This window comes from Herpetosiphon sp. NSE202, assembly GCF_042688385.1.
GTDB lineage: Bacteria > Chloroflexota > Chloroflexia > Chloroflexales > Herpetosiphonaceae > Herpetosiphon.
In genome coordinates, this window is record NZ_JBHUPY010000001.1 from 343,540 (window position 1) to 360,173 (window position 16,634).

14 protein-coding genes are annotated in these 16,634 nt (G+C 51.9%); 8 read left to right on the top strand and 6 right to left on the bottom strand.

Features of this window, described 5'->3' with window-relative positions; translation table 11 throughout:
• Window positions 1-177: 177 nt before the first annotated feature.
• Together ACFMKP_RS01440 and ACFMKP_RS01445 are read right to left on the bottom strand one after the other, a co-directional pair.
• The gene (locus ACFMKP_RS01440) at window positions 178-2,685 is read right to left on the bottom strand and encodes a sugar phosphate nucleotidyltransferase (RefSeq protein ID WP_382288400.1); all 2,508 of its coding nucleotides are present in this window, start codon (window positions 2,683-2,685) and stop codon (window positions 178-180) included.
• Window positions 2,686-3,149: 464 nt separating this feature from the next.
• On the bottom strand, window positions 3,150-3,521 hold the full coding sequence (locus ACFMKP_RS01445) for a VOC family protein (RefSeq protein WP_382288402.1): 372 nt from the start codon (window positions 3,519-3,521) through the stop codon (window positions 3,150-3,152).
• 229 nt (window positions 3,522-3,750) lie between these two features.
• On the opposite strand from ACFMKP_RS01445, the gene ACFMKP_RS01450 reads away from it, so the two are divergent.
• Window positions 3,751-6,669: a BTAD domain-containing putative transcriptional regulator gene (locus tag ACFMKP_RS01450; protein WP_382288404.1), complete on the top strand. Its 2,919-nt coding sequence runs from the start codon at window positions 3,751-3,753 to the stop codon at window positions 6,667-6,669.
• Here the strand turns inward: ACFMKP_RS01450 and ACFMKP_RS01455 are convergent.
• Window positions 6,666-8,063 (bottom strand): CdaR family protein, encoded by a 1,398-nt coding sequence (locus ACFMKP_RS01455; protein WP_382288406.1) that lies wholly within the window; start codon window positions 8,061-8,063, stop codon window positions 6,666-6,668. The genes ACFMKP_RS01450 and ACFMKP_RS01455 overlap by 4 nt on opposite strands.
• On the bottom strand, window positions 8,060-8,863 hold the full coding sequence (gene cdaA, locus ACFMKP_RS01460; RefSeq protein WP_110516443.1) for a diadenylate cyclase CdaA: 804 nt from the start codon (window positions 8,861-8,863) through the stop codon (window positions 8,060-8,062). Before cdaA ends, ACFMKP_RS01455 begins: the two co-directional genes overlap by 4 nt.
• Before the next feature lie 193 nt (window positions 8,864-9,056).
• Between cdaA and ACFMKP_RS01465 the strand changes: the two genes are divergently transcribed.
• The 3 genes from ACFMKP_RS01465 to ACFMKP_RS01475 are packed head-to-tail and all read left to right on the top strand — an operon-like array spanning window position 9,057 to window position 10,369.
• Window positions 9,057-9,221, top strand: a complete 165-nt coding sequence (locus tag ACFMKP_RS01465; protein WP_382288409.1) for a hypothetical protein — start codon at window positions 9,057-9,059, stop codon at window positions 9,219-9,221.
• Between the two features lie 32 nt (window positions 9,222-9,253).
• Complete coding sequence (locus ACFMKP_RS01470) at window positions 9,254-9,424, top strand: alpha-E domain-containing protein (protein ID WP_382288411.1); 171 nt, start codon at window positions 9,254-9,256, stop codon at window positions 9,422-9,424.
• Between the two features lie 24 nt (window positions 9,425-9,448).
• Window positions 9,449-10,369 carry an ADP-ribosylglycohydrolase family protein gene (locus tag ACFMKP_RS01475; protein ID WP_382288413.1) on the top strand — a complete coding sequence of 307 codons (921 nt, stop codon included), beginning with the start codon at window positions 9,449-9,451 and terminating at the stop codon, window positions 10,367-10,369.
• A 135-nt stretch (window positions 10,370-10,504) separates the two neighbouring features.
• Here the strand turns inward: ACFMKP_RS01475 and ACFMKP_RS01480 are convergent, their stop codons facing one another.
• Together ACFMKP_RS01480 and ACFMKP_RS01485 are read right to left on the bottom strand one after the other, a co-directional pair.
• Window positions 10,505-11,101 carry a PIN domain-containing protein gene (locus tag ACFMKP_RS01480; RefSeq protein ID WP_382288416.1) on the bottom strand — a complete coding sequence of 199 codons (597 nt, stop codon included), beginning with the start codon at window positions 11,099-11,101 and terminating at the stop codon, window positions 10,505-10,507.
• Between the two features lie 92 nt (window positions 11,102-11,193).
• Window positions 11,194-12,120, bottom strand: coding sequence for an ADP-ribosylglycohydrolase family protein (locus ACFMKP_RS01485; RefSeq protein ID WP_382288418.1), 927 nt, complete (start codon window positions 12,118-12,120; stop codon window positions 11,194-11,196).
• A 181-nt stretch (window positions 12,121-12,301) separates the two neighbouring features.
• On the opposite strand from ACFMKP_RS01485, the gene ACFMKP_RS01490 reads away from it, so the two are divergent.
• From ACFMKP_RS01490 to ACFMKP_RS01505, 4 genes are read left to right on the top strand one after another with little or no spacing between them, the layout of a single operon-like run.
• Entirely contained in the window at window positions 12,302-12,781 is a 480-nt protein-coding gene (locus tag ACFMKP_RS01490) for a hypothetical protein (protein WP_382288421.1), read from the top strand.
• Window positions 12,781-14,118, top strand: coding sequence for a hypothetical protein (locus ACFMKP_RS01495; protein WP_382288423.1), 1,338 nt, complete (start codon window positions 12,781-12,783; stop codon window positions 14,116-14,118). Before ACFMKP_RS01490 ends, ACFMKP_RS01495 begins: the two co-directional genes overlap by 1 nt.
• The gene (locus ACFMKP_RS01500; RefSeq protein WP_382288426.1) at window positions 14,115-15,497 is read left to right on the top strand and encodes a VWA domain-containing protein; all 1,383 of its coding nucleotides are present in this window, start codon (window positions 14,115-14,117) and stop codon (window positions 15,495-15,497) included. Before ACFMKP_RS01495 ends, ACFMKP_RS01500 begins: the two co-directional genes overlap by 4 nt.
• A 15-nt stretch (window positions 15,498-15,512) precedes the next feature.
• Window positions 15,513-16,631, top strand: coding sequence for an AAA family ATPase (locus ACFMKP_RS01505; RefSeq protein WP_204754962.1), 1,119 nt, complete (start codon window positions 15,513-15,515; stop codon window positions 16,629-16,631).
• Window positions 16,632-16,634: the final 3 nt, after the last annotated feature.

Sequence of the window (16,634 nt, forward strand, 5' to 3'; positions counted from 1 at the left end):
CCCTCACCCCAACCCCTCTCCCGTGGCGCGGGCGAGGGGCTTTAACGCTGTGGTTCTTGTGCAATTGGTCGGTGAAAACGACGGCTCCCCCTCGCCCGCGTTCAGTGGGAGAGGGGGTTGGGGGGTAAGGGAATATGGTTGCCAATCCAATGAACCATGACATCTATGTTCTATGTTCTATTGCAGTCCCATGACTAAACCTGCATACTTTTCAGTCAAAACGCGGGCTTGATCTTCGTTGACTCCCTCGGCAATTACGTGAATAAACGGGCCATCAGGGTCGGGCAGAATCAGCACCCATTCTGGCCCAAGCTCAATCTTGATGCCATCGATATTTTCTTGTGAGCGTTCAGCATATTGTTCGTTGAGAATCCGCATGACTTTGCCTTTGGATTCCCAGCGACATGGCACTTTGTGGTTGGCCATGGCCGAGCGCGGCAACGAGCGCCTAATTTCCGAGAGCGGAATATTGGCCCGCGCCAGTAATTCCATCAATTTTACAATCGCAAACAGTCCGTCGGCCACCGGAAAGAACGATGGGAAAATCAGGCTACCAGCACCATCGCCCAATACACATAACTCGTTGCATTTGGCTGCTTGTTGCATCAACGCGCCCAAGGCGGTTTTGGTGCGCTGAATTCGCCCGCCGTAGCGCTCGGCCAATTTATCGAAGAGGCGCGGTGCAGTAACTGGCACGGCAACCGTGCCGCCACTGTTGGCTTCCATGGTGAGCGCGGTCACAGCCGCCAGCAATTCAATATCGCTCAAGCGATGGCCCGTATCATCGACCACATACATTCGTTCGCCGCCAGAATCGAGCCGCACGCCAATATCGGCGTTCATCACGGGTACAATCGCCGCCAGCCGTTGCATGCCAGCATTGAATTGATCGGCGGTTTGGAACAAGCGATCTTCATCGATTTGGGCATTCAGCTCAACTAAATCAACATTCAAGCGTCGCATAATCGTGCCAAGAATTTGGGCCGCATTCGATGAAGCATAATCGATCACAATGCTCCATGGTTGTTCTAGCTCTGGCAAAATCTTGGGGTCGAGCGATTCCATAAATTTATCGATATAGACCGAGTTGTAATCGCTGTTTTCAGTAATGCGACCAATTTCATCGAGATAGACGCGGCGATAATCTTCGCGAAAGTAGGTATTTTCGATCTTGCGCTCCATATCGCTGCCAAGATCCAGCCCACGATGATCGAAGAATTTAATATCAACAACCCGATTATCGAACGGCGAAAGCCGCACATGCATGCCGCCCGCTGCTTTTAGGGCATAGGTCAAATAGCGTGCGGTTGGAATTGGCACCGAATGTAAATCAAGCACATCGATGCCCGCCGATGGAATGCCCGCAATCAAGCCGCGTTTGAGCATGCGTGGCGTATAATGCGCATCGCGGTTCATCGTAACCATGGTATTTTTGGGCAAAATTGCGCCGTAGGCAGCGCCTAATTTGGCACAAAATTCTGGCGTAAGGTCGATATTGACCAAGCCGGTAATGCCGTAGCGCCCAAATAAAACCCGCCGCCCTTGCGCCCCCCAAATAATCGAGGCACTGACGGTTGCGCCTTCTTCGACTTCTTTTGAGGGCCAAATTTTGACGTTTGGCTGAATGACCGCGCCAGCATTAATAATTGTGCTGTCGGCGACGACCACGCCCTCGAAGAGCAACGAACGACTTTTGATATTGCACTGCTTGCAGACAATCGCACCCCGCAGCTCGGCCCGCTCGCCAACATATGAGTTGCGCCACATCACCGAGCGATCAATTGTCGCTCGCGAATCAATAATCGTGTAATCGCGGATGACCGATGGGCCAAAGACCATCGCCCCACCTTTGATTTTGACCCCGTGGCCAAAAAAGACTGGGCCATGAATTTGAGCATCAGGAGCAATTTCAACTTCGCCTTCGATCCAAACATTATCACCACGATCTTGGCCCAATCGCGGCAAATTAACCATGCCCATCAAATAATCCGAGCAAGCCCGCATATAGGCATCGATGGTGCCAACATCGGTCCAATAGCCCTCAGCAATATAGCCATAGAGCAGCTCGCCGCGTCGCAACAAGGCTGGAAACAAATCTTTGGAGAAATCGAAGGCATCGCCCAGCGGAATATCGTCGAGCACACTGGGATCGATCACATAAATGCCAGTATTGACGGTATCAGAAAAAACCTCGCCCCAGCTGGGTTTTTCGAGGAACTGGCGAATTCGGCCAGCATCATCGGTGATCACCACGCCATATTCAAGCGGATTGGGCACGCGGGTCAGGGTAATGGTGGCCTTCGCATTCGAGCGTTTATGGGCTTCGATCAGCGCTGTCAGGTCGAAATCGGTCAGGGCATCGCCCGAAATCACGATAATTGGCTCGCTATCATCGTCGATCAAACGCGAGGCATATTTGACGGCTCCTGCTGTGCCAAGCGGCACTTCCTCGACCGAATACGAAATATCAACATCAAAGGCCGAGCCATCGCCATAAAAATCTTGAATAATATTGGCTAGATACTGAACGGTAATAATAATATCGGTAATGCCGTGACGTTTTAGCAGCTCAATAATATGCCCCATCACTGGTCGATCAACCAGGGGAACCATTGGTTTTGGCCGACTAATCGTGAGTGGACGGAGCCGAGAGCCTTCACCCCCAGCCATTAAAACTGCTTTCATGGTCTGCAACCCTCGCAGTGTCAACAATGCAGCACTCAGCGCGGTGGCCAGCACGGGCATTCGAGGGCCGCGCCGTTGTTCAGTATACCAGAAGAACCTGGCAGAATTGGAGTGCTTTGGGGCATCGCTGAACGGATATAGCTGTGGTCAATGCCGATCAAGCCACGCTGATCAGTCGGCTTTTGGTTTGCATAAGTTGTGCCAGTAGTTAAGTTCCCTCACCCCCAGCCCCTCTCCCACTGCACGCGGGCGAGGGGAGCAACCGTGTATGCCGACACATTGCGCAAGAACCACAGCGTTAAAGCCCCTCGCCCGCGCCACGGGAGAGGTTGGGGGGAGTGCATCATGCTATTACCAATCCAGTTGCATCCCAACATAGCTAGGAATCCCTAGCAGCGAAGTTCGACAATTAATGCTATCCAGCATTGCTGAATCGCGTATACTTTGGTGAATCCTAAGGCTTCTTAATAAACGTCGCCCAGTTGCACAAACTCTAGCCGATTGCCAAACGGGTCGGCAGCGTAAAAGCGCCGCACATGGGGCAAGCTGCTATCCTCAACGATTGCAATGCCGACGGCCTGCAACTCAGCGCGGGCCTGCGCAAGGTCGGCGACGCGGAAGGCAGGGTGGGCTTTGCGCGCAGGCCGAAAATCGGCTTCGACTCCGAGGTGGAGTTCGATGTTGGAGCCACGAAACCAGCAGCCGCCGCGGGCTTGTAACGGCGCTGGCTTGGCAACTTCGTCAAGGCCAAGGATTGTGCTATAAAACCAACGCGCTTGGGCTTCTTGCTCGGCGGGCATTGCCAGTTGGATGTGGTCAAGTGCGATAAGTTGCATAACCGCTCCACTACAGAATGATTCTTTTGCTATGATACAGTGGATACAGCAAGAATCAATCTAGAAATAGCCTAGGACGTGCATAGATGTGCTCTATAGCTCGGTATATCCTATTGAACATAGGTAACGAATTGGCACAACCTAGCCTCTCAACGCTTGAGCACACTGGCGCTGTGCTGCTTAATGGTTGGTGGGGTAGCATCGTACCAAACATCTTGAGGAAACTGCTATGAGTTTTTATCCGACCTATGTTGAACGCCCACGTTTACTTCGCTTGACCCAACATGAGCCACGGGTAGTCTTAATCATTGGCTTGCCAAGTAGTGGCAAGTCGACCGTATTAGAGGCACTTAAGCATTCCATCAATGCCCCCTATGCTATGCTTCGGCTTGCGCCAGCGCCCAACGATTCGCAGGCAATGCTGCAAGCAATTGGCCAGCAACTTGGTTTAGCCAGCGAGCAGCAGCTTGAGCAACTTTTAGCTATCCGCCAGCCAACCTGGATTTTGATCGACGACCTTGACCAGCTTTTGGATGCCTGGGGCGCGTTTTTGCCTGAGCATGCATGGCTAGCCGATTTGTTGAAAAATCCGGTACTGCATGTTGTCGCCACTTCACTTTCAATTCCGCAACACCCGATGATCCAACAATGGATCATTCGGCAGCAACTGCTGGTGATTGGCATGAAAGAGCTGGCTTTCAGCAGCGCTGAATTAATCGAATTGGCCCAAAAACGCCAACTTAGCCTAAGCCAAGCCCAAGCTGATCAGCTGATCGGCTTAACTGAGGGTTGGGTTGCGCCCTGTATTTTTGCGCTCAATCGCTCGGGCACGCTTCAGCCTTCATCGCTTGAATGGGTGATGCAAGATGTAATGGGGCGGCTGCCAGCGCAACTGCGTAATCTGCTCGAAGCATGGCTTTGGCTCATCAGCGATTCGCTTGATCTGCTGCAAAGTTTGTTGCCAAATGATGATTTAGCGCGTTTATTGCTTAGCTGGGAAGCGGCGGGCTTGATGTTTGAAGCTAACCTGCGTTTGCAACCCTTGGCTGAACTTGGTTTGCGCAAGCGCTCGCATGCCTCGGCTGGCTATTTGACCCCGTTGTTTGAACAAGCTGGTGAATGGTATCTTTCGCAGCAGCAATTGCTCCCATTTGTGCAACAGATGCACCGCTTGCAACGCTGGGATGTGATTAACCATACGCTGATTCAACAGCTACAGCTCGTTAACAACCAGCGCTTTTTTGGCGAGCTGGTGAAAGCCTTGCATGAGGTTCCTGTGCAGCAGCTTGCGCCGAAAGTTGGCTGGTTGCTGGTGCGGAGTTACCACCTTGGCGAGCGCAACGCCGAAAAAGCCTTGATCTTGGTCAATCAGCTTTTGGGCATTCATCAACAGCCAGATGATCAACGCATGTTGCGCTTGCTGAAGGCCGATATGTTGCGGGCACAAGGATCAATTCGTGAAGCTGATAGCTTAATTCAGCCCTATTTGAACGATCCTGATTTAGCAGATGCTGATCACGCACGGGTTTTGCGTATCCATGCAATTTATTTGGCCTCTTTAGGCCAAGATGATGCAGCAATTGCCAACTTTGAGCGGGCCTACACCTATATTGAAGGGTCGGGCATCAATCGGTTGCTGGGCTTGATTTTGGGCGATTATGCCAATGCTGCGGCCCGCGCCGGACGCTATTCGCTGGCAGATCGGCTTTTGCGCCAAGCAACCTCATTGTGGGAAGAAATGGCTGCGCCAGCAGGCTTATCGCAAACGCTCAATTTGCGGGCGTTGGTGGCACTGCATCAAGGCCAAATTAGCGATGCAGCGCGCTATGCCCAACAAGCCTATGACAACGGCATGCTTGCCGATCAGCGGGCGGCAAATGGCGCGTTGGTCACGCTTGGCGATGTGGCGCTAGCTGAGCGCGATTGGACGAGTGCGATTGGGCGTTATCGCTTGGCGCGTGAGCAATTACGCAATAGCAATATGGTCGATTATCATATTTTGACCTATGCCTTGGCCCTAGAATCACAAGCAACTCGCCATAGTTCGCGGGATCAGCTGCAGCGCTTGTTGCTTGAGATCGATACTACGACCGCCCAAAATCCGCTTGATCAGGCATGGTTGGCGGTGGCGCGCAGTGCGGCCAACTTAAGCCTCAAAATCGATGGCACGATTCCGCTATTGCAACGGGCCTTGGCCGGGCTGGATAACGAAGGATCATTAGCCAAAGGCTTGCTCTATCTGTTATTGAGCGAGGCGTTTTGGCAGCGCCACGAGCTTGGCGAGGCTCGCCAAGCTTGGAAATCGCTTGATGAATTGATTATTGAGGGCCGCAGTGGCCTGCCAATTTTGCTTTCGGCACTTACCAGCCATTTGCCAGAATTGGTGCAGGAAGCGTATACCGAATGGAATTCGCCGTTTGCGGCGCAGGTGCTGCACGATAATTTGCCAGTTATCCAAGCACCAAAATTGGTTATTCGCTTGATGGGGCAAGCGCAGGTTGAAATGCATGGCACGGCTGTGAAGATTCCCAAGCAAGGTATTTTATTAATTGCCTTATTGCTGTTGAATCCCAGCGGTATGACTGCTGATGAATTGCGCGAAAAAATTTGGGGCTTTGATAGCAGCGATGATGGCTGGCGCAAAATGTTGCAGCGTACCCGTAAAAAACTGCCCGATTGTGTAGTTTATGATGGATCACTGTATCGCTTATGCTTTCCGCTCTCTGAGATCGATGCTGATATTTCGGTAATTAAACATACCTATTTGCAAGGCTCCGAAACCAACCTTGATCGCTTGCAAGTTGCTGCTGATTATGCCACCCAAGTCTTTTTGCCTGGCTATTATGCACCATGGATTGAAGGTGAGCGCAAGCTGCTTGCCCAACGTGGCGCTGAAATTTGGATCGCGATTGGCGTTCAATGGTATGATGGACAGCGTTTTGACCAAGCACGGGAAGCATTTGAACATGCTATGAAACTAGACCTCTTAAATGAGCGAACTATTGTGCTAGCTATGAACCTTGAGATTAATCAAGGTCGGCGACCTGAAGCATTAGCAATTTACGAACGGCATCGTAAAGCTCTGGCCGAATATGGGCTTGATCCGTCGGCTGAGTTGCAAGCCTTACAAAAACGCGCTTTGGACTAAGGAGTTAATGTTGGCGAAATCGGCTCGGTCGGGCTAACTGGCTCGGTCGGGCTGATTGGCTCGGTTACGGTTGGCGTGCTGACTGGCGTAGCTTCTGGTGCACTTGGTTCGGTTGGATTGATTGGGTTGGTTGGGCTAGCTAGCTCGTTAGTTGGAATGCTAATCGTGCTGATCGTAACCTGAATCACGCTCAGCGGCTTGGCTAGGGTTACGCCGCTTGGGAGATTGAGGCTTGGTTGGATGCTATAGCTGCCAGCAGTCCGCCCTGCCAGATCAAGCACTAAGGCCAAATCGGTGAGGTTTTGTAAATTTTGGGCATTGCCCCGTAACGTTACCTCAACTTGGCGTGGTTGGTAACTTAGTTCTAAGCCACCAGCTAGATTACGCGGCACTAAGGGCAGCGTCAGCACAATTTCGGTGTTAATTGGCACAAAGCGCACGGTGGCAATTGTGCTATCGGCGGCTTGAGCATCGCGCGGTGTAACCCCAATTGGAAAGCGCAATTTGATGGTTGCGGTGTAACTTTGGGTTGCATTCGGCAGGTTAAGTGGTTGGGTTTCGACAAATTCGACCTCAGTTAAGCGCTGAGCACTGCCAATTAATGTGACGAAAGCTGGTTCAAGCACCACATCGGCGCGATAGCCTGCTGGTGGCCCATTGAGCGTTGTGTAGATAATTGGCACCCGTTTGATGCCGCTGCTCGATAAAATCCGCACTTCAATATCTGCAAGTTCAGGGCTAACCGTCACGCCTTCAACATCGCGCCCAGCAATATCCACCGCCGTAATATTGCGCCGCGTGCGCAAATTGCTGGTTTGCGATGAAAGATCAAGCGTAATTTCGCCACCAACGACCTTATTGACTTGGCTAGCTGGCCCAGTAATGGTGACCTGCTTGATCATCTCTCCATTGACGCTGGCAATGGGCAAACTGGCCTCGTAGCTGGTTGGCGGCTGGCCTTCGGTGGTAATCGTGAGCGGTAGCGAGGCAGTAATAATTTGCTCGATTTGCACCAACACCGTCGCCGGCTGAAAGCTTTGGAAATCGAGATCGGAGCGGCTGGGAATGCTGCGCGCTTGCACAGCAACTTCATGCGAGCCAGGCTCTAGGCCTGCAACATTAATAAAGGGCTGCACATTTTGCTTGGTAATGCGGGTGATCGTATCTTGTGGCCCAGAAACATTCAAGTTGACCACAGCATCGGGCACAGGAATTGGCCGCCCTTCGCCATCGACCAAAGTTAAGGAACTGTTCAGGCCTTCGGCGCGAATTGGCAAATTGGTAAATGGCGTAACTTGTTGCGGATTTTCGGTGAAACTCACGAAAACCCAAATAATGCTGGCCAACACTGCGGCCACGAAGGCGCGTAATGGGCTGCCTGCAAGCTTATTCATGCCTCTTCCTCCTCGCTTAGTTCGACGCGCAATAAGCCTGCTAACAGTTTGCGTAAGCGGCCTTCGGTTAAATGGCGCACCATACGGCCATCGTGGGTAATCGAAATGCTACCTGTCTCTTCTGAAACGATCACCGAAATGGCATCGGATTGTTCGCTGATGCCCAAGGCGGCGCGGTGGCGCGTGCCATAGCGAGTGCTACCAACCACATTTTCGCTCAGTGGCAATACACAGTTGGCGGCCAAAATGCGGTTGCGCCGAAAAAGCACCGCCATATCGTGGAGCGGCGCGTTGGGAAAGAAAATATTGACCAGCAAGGGCACCGAAATCCGCGAATCGACGATCACGCCACGGTCGGCGTATTCTTGCAAGCCCGTGTCGCGCTCAATCACCATCAATGCGCCAATGCCCTGTTGGGATAATTGCTTGGCTGCGCGCGAAATCGTGTTGATCATCTCCTCGACTTCGGAGCGATTGGTGCTGCCAAAGCGATTAAACCATTCGCCAGTGCGGCCTAATGATTCTAAAGCGCGGCGTAATTCAGGTTGGAATAAAATTGGAATTGCCACAAAAAGAGCGGGGCTGAGGGCTTCGCGAATAATCCAACGCAAGGTGGTGAGCGGTAAGGTCGAGCCTGCAAGCAGAGCCACCACCACCAAAATGCCAACCCCGCGCAACAATTGTACCGCCCGCGTGCCTCGAATCACCCCGAGCAGCCAAAATATCAAGGCAGCAACAAGCAGAATATCGAGTACAGCTAAGAAAGAAACACGTTCCCAAATCTGCTGGAAGCTTGGCACGATCATACCCTCGAAACTGCCAGCCTCCCACTCGTGCTGGACATCGCGCCTGTACCTTACACCGATCAGGCTATCTATGCAAGTTTTAATCTTCGTTGCATAAGGCTTCTGCAACCCGCTTAACCAAGGCCCTTGCTGGCTCGCTGCTTGACGAAATAACACCAGCTTCGGTACTATCTGCAAGGAGCACGCTATGCCCGCTGTCGCCCCTTTTCGTCAGGATCAGTTCGAAACTGCTTACGCTGGGTTGTTGCTTGGCCCAAACAGGCTGCGCCCACACTATCACTTGCTTGCAGAACGCTTGCGTGAGTTGCCGCCCGATGAGTTGGCTCAATTATCGATTGCCCAATCCGATTAAAGTCCTATACAGCATTCGAAGCCTATTGTAATGTGTACACTGCTGATATTCGGCCAGAACGAATTGCTGAGTTCTTGTTGTTGAATGCCGAATCACCGCGATCGCTGAGATGTTGGCCTGAGCGGCTATTTGGCGAGCATTCAACAACAATGCCAACAAATTCATCCCAACGTCTATCAGACCTTTATTCGGTATTCGGTTGAGACAGCATTGGTATAAGGATGATCATGACAGCAGCACAACAGCGCATGCTGGCGGCATTAAAGGGCTTATCGGTTGGTGAAGCCTATGGCCAGCAACTTTGGCAACAGGTGCAAACCGGCCTTGCCGTCGCCGAGCAACCAAGCCTTTTGCCAGCACCATGGCTGTGGACAGATGCAACCCTGATGGCTTGTTCGTTGGTTGATCACTTGTGGCATTATGGCACAGTGCATAGCGCGGCCTTGGCTGCCGATTTTGCCCTGCGCTACACGCCAATTCGCGATTACGGCACCGCCATGCACAATCTTTTGGCCAAACCGCGCGATGGTGCGGCGGTAATGAGCGATGCCCAAAATTTGTTTGATGGCCAAGGCTCGTTTGGGGTTGGCGCGGCGATGCGGGCGGCTCCGTTGGGGCTGTTTTTTGCCGAAGCGCCGCTTAGCCAGGTTGCCCAACAAGCTCAACTTTCGGCCTTAACTACCCACACCAATCCAGAAGCAGTGGCTGGCGCGGTGGCGGTGGCAGTGGCTGGGGCAATTCTCTGGCGCGAGCGTGATCAACCGTTGCGCCAGCCCTCGGCAATCTTGAATGAAATTGTGCAATATCTGCCAAGCAGCAGCCTTGAGCATCGCGTGGCTTTAGCTGCCGCCATGAACGATCGCCAAATGTGGCATCATATTGCCTTGCGTTTGAGCAATGGCTACCAACATAGTGCCCAAGCAAGTGTGCCGTGGTGTTTATGGTGTGCCGTGCATTATCGTGATGATTATGCGGCGGCGATCGAGCAAGTGTGTGCTGCTGGTGGCAACTTTACCTCAATGGCGGCAATTGTTGGCGGGCTTTTGGCTGGAACTTTAGGCCGCGATTGTATTCCGCCGCCTTGGTTGCGCGCCCGTGAACCCTTGCCCCACTGGTTTTTGGCCAGCCTTGGGATTGAAACCGATTGATTGCTTGAATAGTGGCAGTTGCTATGGAATCCACCATTCGCTACGTTCCTCACTTTCGCCGCAAATCAACAAATGCAACAACAGCAATGAACTTAATTCAAAACAGCATGGGTGATTTTTGCCCATGCTTTTGCTTTAAGTTGGCAGTTTATAGCTCACTTTTGTATTCTCGACCTGAATAATTCCACGGTTTTTTAGCTGGTTGATTAGCGATGCTATTTCTGGCTCGGATAGTGTTTTTGCAAAGATTGCATTGATCGTGCTACTTAGAGTTTTTATAGTACCTGGCTTTGAACTCCCACGCTGTTGAAGATTAGTAATAATGACCTCAATTTGTTTTGATGGTGTTGTCGCTAGAGCTACTTTTACCGTGGGAATCTCGCTAACAGCTTGAACCCGCTTGGCCAAAATCTTTTTCGTTTTGAGGTGCTGAATCAAAGGGTCGAAGCCAGTATCTTTGGAAACAATATGAAAATAGGCGTTCGGTTCTTGGGCAGCTAATTGGCCAATATAAAAGGCAATATGAAAATCAAGCGCATTGTTGCCGTTGCTCGATATTTTTACGTAGCTGGCACGTTCGCCGAGCTGCTGTAACGCCACCGCAATCTCAATTGGCACTTTTGTCTGATTCGCGCCCACGAAGATCAGCAGTCTAACATGTTCGTAATTAAGCGTTTCGATTGTGGCTGGTTGCACATTTTCGTAGTCGATCAGCACGAAATTGGTTCTCAAATATGCCCCCTTGGATGATCAGCAACGCTCCACACTTGTTGCTCATTCACGTTTAAACTAGCTGCATCCTCATGATAATCGATTTGGCGCATTTAACCAATGGGTTTGGCCAATTCCTCAGCAAATGCCCAAGCTGGCAAGGGTTCTCTGGCTGCACGCCATGCGCTAGGGATGCCTTCAAGGCCCACATAACTGGCCACGATTCCCCCAACGATTGCGCAGGTTGTATCGCAATCGCCTAAGCCTTCCAAGGTCAGCCAAATTGCTTGCTCAAAATTGTTTAGGTGTTGGGCGGCACACCACAAAGCAAATGGCACAGTATCTTGGGCTGAAATCTGGCTGCCATTGCCCAAATGTGCGGCAACTGTGGCAATTGGGGTTGTCGAATCAAGCTGAATCGCGATTGCCAAGCCCTCAGCTACCTGGCTTGCTGGAACCCATGGCTGAATTAATTGTAAAAATCTGTTTGGGCTTGGTAGCGTGGTTTGGCGCGCTTGCCATGCCAATGCTGCTGCAATCGCCACCGCAATCGCTCCTGCAATTGCTTCAGGATGTGTATGAGTAATTTCGGCTGAAGCGGCTGCTTGCTGGGCAACGGTTGACAGATCAGCCGCCCAAAATGCGCCAATTGGCGCAACTCGCATCGCCCCGCCATTGCCAAACGAGCCTTGGCCTTGATGCAAACTTGGGGCTTCCTCGCGCCAATTTTTGCCGCGCTGAATGCGCCCCAAAATCGCTCTGGTAGCTGGGCCATAGCCGCGCGAACGTTCGTAGTGCAGGGCAAAACTTTGGGCCAACAAATCTTGATCGATGCTTGCAGTTTGGCGCAGCACCGAAAAAACCGAAGCCGCCATTTGGCTGTCATCAGTCCAATGCCATGGGCCTTGGGGAACTTGGCGCAAACGCACGCGCGCAGGCACTGTCGACTGGACAAATTCAAAAAAACCACCCAATGCATCGCCGACTGCCAAGCCTTCGAGCGCAATTTGCGCACGATTTAGGGCGCTATCAGGGTTCATTCAATCAACCTCAACTGCTGATTCGTTTTATTTTAACCTAGGTATGCCAAATAAAAAGCATCAGTTTGGGCAGTTTTGGCTGTGACTGCGAATGTCACAGGCGCTTGCTATGCTAGGCTTGCGCTTGAAGTAAGAGTTGATACAGTATTAAGCGAGTGTTTCATAGCGCAAAGGAGGCTTGATGATTCCATCATCGCTTAACTCACCCCAAGTTTTCCAAAAATCCGCGAAGCGCGATGTCAAGGAAGTGCCGTTTGTCGAGCTAGCCGATGGTCGGCTGCAAGGCGTTATTTCCAGCGGCTCGGATATTCAGCGGGTCTATGTGGCCTATTTCGAGGCGCGCAGCCTGAACTTCTACTGTAGCACCAACAATAATCGCCCGTGTGGTGGCTTGCGTGGTAGCCCATGCAACCATCTAATCAATTTGCTTGGCGAGGGCATCAAGCAATTTGGCATCCCTGGCATTTTGAAATATCTGCAATCTGCCCACGACCCAACCACCATCACCACGATTGGCGATTTTCTCAAAGTTGCTGGCCATATAACCCACCAAGCTCATGGCGCTATTTTCAGCCGCTTTCTTGGCTCACTCCAGTTGCTTGAACTTCCGCTCAGCGCATTGCCATTGCCAGAGATGGATTGGTTTGCAGGGGGCGTGTGATGCTTGCAGCGGAATTTAGCGCCAGCAATGAATTAATTCAAGCCATCGATCAGCTGTTGCTGACGGGCTTTACCAATCTCAATCATACGCATCAAACGACCTTACAACGACTGGCTCAAGTTTATCAGGGCACGCCGCTCGAAGCAGCAATGCTCAGCAGCGTAACCGATTTGAGCAATGGCGTGTTGCAACCAGCTTCGTTTCGGCTGCTTGCGGTTGCGCGGGCAGCGCTCCAAACCGCCCAATATGATCAACTTTCCCAGCAACTACGGGCGCAACTTGGCCGCCCAAATCTTGATCAGCCGCTGCCAACCAGCGCAGCGCTTGAATCGACCCCGCCCTTGTTGAGCAGTGTTCAGCATTGGCTGAGCGATTTGGCGGTGATGGGCTTTGCGCGACTTGATCAAGCGATGATCAACGCCTTTACTCCAACCCTCACCCAACTCCAAGCCAACCCTGACTATCTGCGTACCGCAGCACTTTTGGCGGGCTGGATGCACGAACTGGTGCTGCAACCAGAGCAATTGCCGCTCTTTCGTTGGGCCGATTTGTGGACGCGGGCAATGCTTTCAACCCTCAGCATCAGCGTAACTCCTGCAACTCAAGCTATCAGCGGCACGCTGTATCCTTTGGGCTTCGAATGGCGACAACATTCCACGCTGGTCAGTTGGGTGCTCTACGCAGTGCTTGAATCTGAAGCAGCGCCACGCATGGTCAGCATCACCCAATCGGCCTATAAAGTCGCGGCCATTCAGGACGATCAACTGTGGTTGCTCTTTCCCGAGGCTAGTGTGTTGTTTGAAAGCCTGAGCACTGGCAAGGCGTTGGAGTTGAATAATCAGCAGTTGTTGCAGGGCGGGCAATTGCTGTGGGATGCGGCGGCAGCGAGTTTGGGTGATAAATATGATCTGCTTGCAGTTGCTGAGCGCCATTTTGGCCTCAATGCCAAGCAGCCAATTGCCCAAGCCCAACTTGCGCCTGAACAACGCCACCCAGTCCATTTGGCCGAGCCAATTGTGCTGAGCAACTATCAATTGGCGCAAACTGCCGAAGGTTCCAGTTTGAGTGTTGGCGAACAGCGTTTCAAGCTCGATTTGGACGCAATCAATGGAACAGAAATCGATGTTGATGTGCTTGAATCGGCCCAACGCTTGTTTGGTTTGCTGCGCTTCGACGCTGGCGAATGGTTTGTACGGCCATTGGCAACCAGCCTCAAAAAAGGTAAGCCATTGTTTGTTGGGCTTGAAAACGGCAAGGTCTTCAAGAAAGCGCCCAAAAATAATGCTGTTGGCATTCTCAAAGAACGCGCCAGCCGCTTGCTCAGGGAGAAATCATGAACCAATCCGAGCTATTAAATCGTCGCCAAGTGCTCTATTGGCGCATGCTCAGCACCATGTTTGGCTACGACCAACAAGCTGAAAATCTTGAGGGCATGAGCCAGCAAATTGCCAGCGATTTGGAGTTGCCTGAGTCGATTTTGCACCCAACGCTTTCGCTGGATCAGCTGTTTCAACGCTATCCTGAGCTTGAGCCGGAGTTCAATCTGACTGATCTCGATGATCGCCAAGATGAAACAATCTTGCGCCGCTCGCTGATCGTCTCGAAATTGATGTTGAATGTCTTTGGGCCGCAAACCCAAAAGCGCTCGATCAGCGCTGCTGAGTTTGCCCAATGGCTTAAGGATGTTGCCCATCTTGAGCGCTGTTTGGGCTTTCAGCCTGGAGCGTTGCGCCAAAGCCAGCCTGGTCAAGGCCAAGCTAGCCAACCTGGTGGGCTGCAAGGCGGCCAAGGCATTGGCTCAGGCTTCAATTTTTCCGAAGAAGATTTGCGCCAAGTTATCCAAGGCTTGGAAAAAGATTTGATCAAGCGTATGGCCTTGCGCGAAGTGCTGCAAGATAATCGGCTTGCTGCCCAAATTACGCCATCGATGGCGGTCGTCGAGCAATTGCTGCGCGATAAAAGCCATCTTTCGGGCAATGCCTTGAATAACGCCAAACGTCTGATCAAGCAATATGTTGATGAATTGGCCGATGTGTTGCGCTTGCAAGTGATGCAGGCTGTTTCGGCCAAAATCGATCGTTCGGTGCCACCCAAACGGGTGTTTCGCAACCTCGATTTGAAACGCACAATTTGGCGCAATCTGACCAATTGGAATCCCAACGAAGGCCGCTTGTATGTTGATCGGCTGTATTATCGCCAAACTGCCAAAAAACGCACCCCAATGCGCATGATCGTCGTCGTTGATCAATCTGGCTCGATGGTCGATGCGATGGTGCAATGTACAATTTTGGCCTCGATTTTTGCTGGCTTGCCCCATGTCGATATGCATTTGATTGCCTTCGACACCCGCATGCTCGACCTTACGCCGTGGGTGCACGACCCGTTTGAGGTTTTGCTGCGCACTCAGCTTGGCGGCGGCACAAGCATCAACGAAGCCTTGCAATTTGCCAGCGAGAAAATTCTTGAGCCACGCAAAACCGCAGTGGTCTTGATTACCGATTTTTATGAAGGCGGCTCGCAGCAAGTGCTGCTGGATTCGATCAAAGCCATGATTGAATCGGGCGTGCATTTTATTCCGGTTGGTGCAGTCACCAGTTCTGGCTATTTCAGCGTCAACGATTGGTTCCGCACTAAGCTCAAAGAGATGGGTCGGCCAATTTTTGCTGGCAGCCCCAAAAAGCTAATCGAACAAATTAAGCATTTTATTACGCTTTAGTAAGGAGTTTTGCTCATGTCAGATACATTATTGCGCTTGCCCGCTGAACTCAAATATGCCGACGAATTGCGCTATTTGGCCGAACGCGATACTGGCCAACGCCCAGCGCGCTGGTTGCTTTCGCCGCAAATGGTGCGCACTTTTGTCTTGGGCAGCACGCCTGGCCAAAAGCTCGACCGCGAGATTGCCCAAAAATGGTATGGCGACCCCAGCATTGCCGAACGGGCGATTGTCACCCTCGCTTCAGATCGCGGTTTGCTCTTGATTGGCGATCCTGGCACTGGCAAAAGCTGGCTGGCCGAATTATTGGCGGCAGCAGTCAGTGGCAATTCAACCTATGTGGTGCAAGGCACGGCAGGCACAACCGAAGATCAAATTAAATATTCGTGGAATATTGCGATGGTGATTGCCGCAGGCCAATCGCGTGATTCGATGATTGCCTCGCCAATTATGACCAGCATGCAGCTTGGAGCGATGGGGCGCTTTGAAGAATTGACCCGCTGTACCAGCGATGTGCAAGATGCACTAATTTCGATTTTGAGCGAAAAATACATTTCGATTCCTGAGTTGCGCGAGCAAAATGTGGTCTTTGCCCAACAAGGCTTTAACATTATTGCCACCGCCAACAGCCGCGACCGTGGGGTCAACGATCTGTCATCGGCGCTCAAACGGCGCTTCAATTTTGTACATATTCCAGTTGTTACCAACAAAAAACAAGAGCGCGAAATTATTCTGTTCCGCACCGCCGAAGTGCTGGAGCGCCAACAAGTGCGCGTCGACGTGCCACCAACCTTGATCGATGTGCTGTTGCAAACCTTCGCCGATTTGCGCGAAGCCAGCGCCAGTGCTAGCTCCGACGATGCCAAGCTTGAATCGGCACTCTCGACCGCTGAGCAAATTGGCGTGTTGGAAGATGCTGTGCTCTATTCAACCTACTTTGGCGAACAACGCCTAACGCCCGAAATTCTTGGCCGCTCGTTGGTTGGTACGCTGATTCGCCGCCGCCCAGAAGATATTTCGGTGATGAACAAATTTTGGCATAGTGTGGTGGCCAAGCACAGCGAAAAACATCAAGGCGAATGGCGCGATTTCATGGCTGGCGGTCAGGATGCAATGAAGGTCATCGAGGGGTAACCC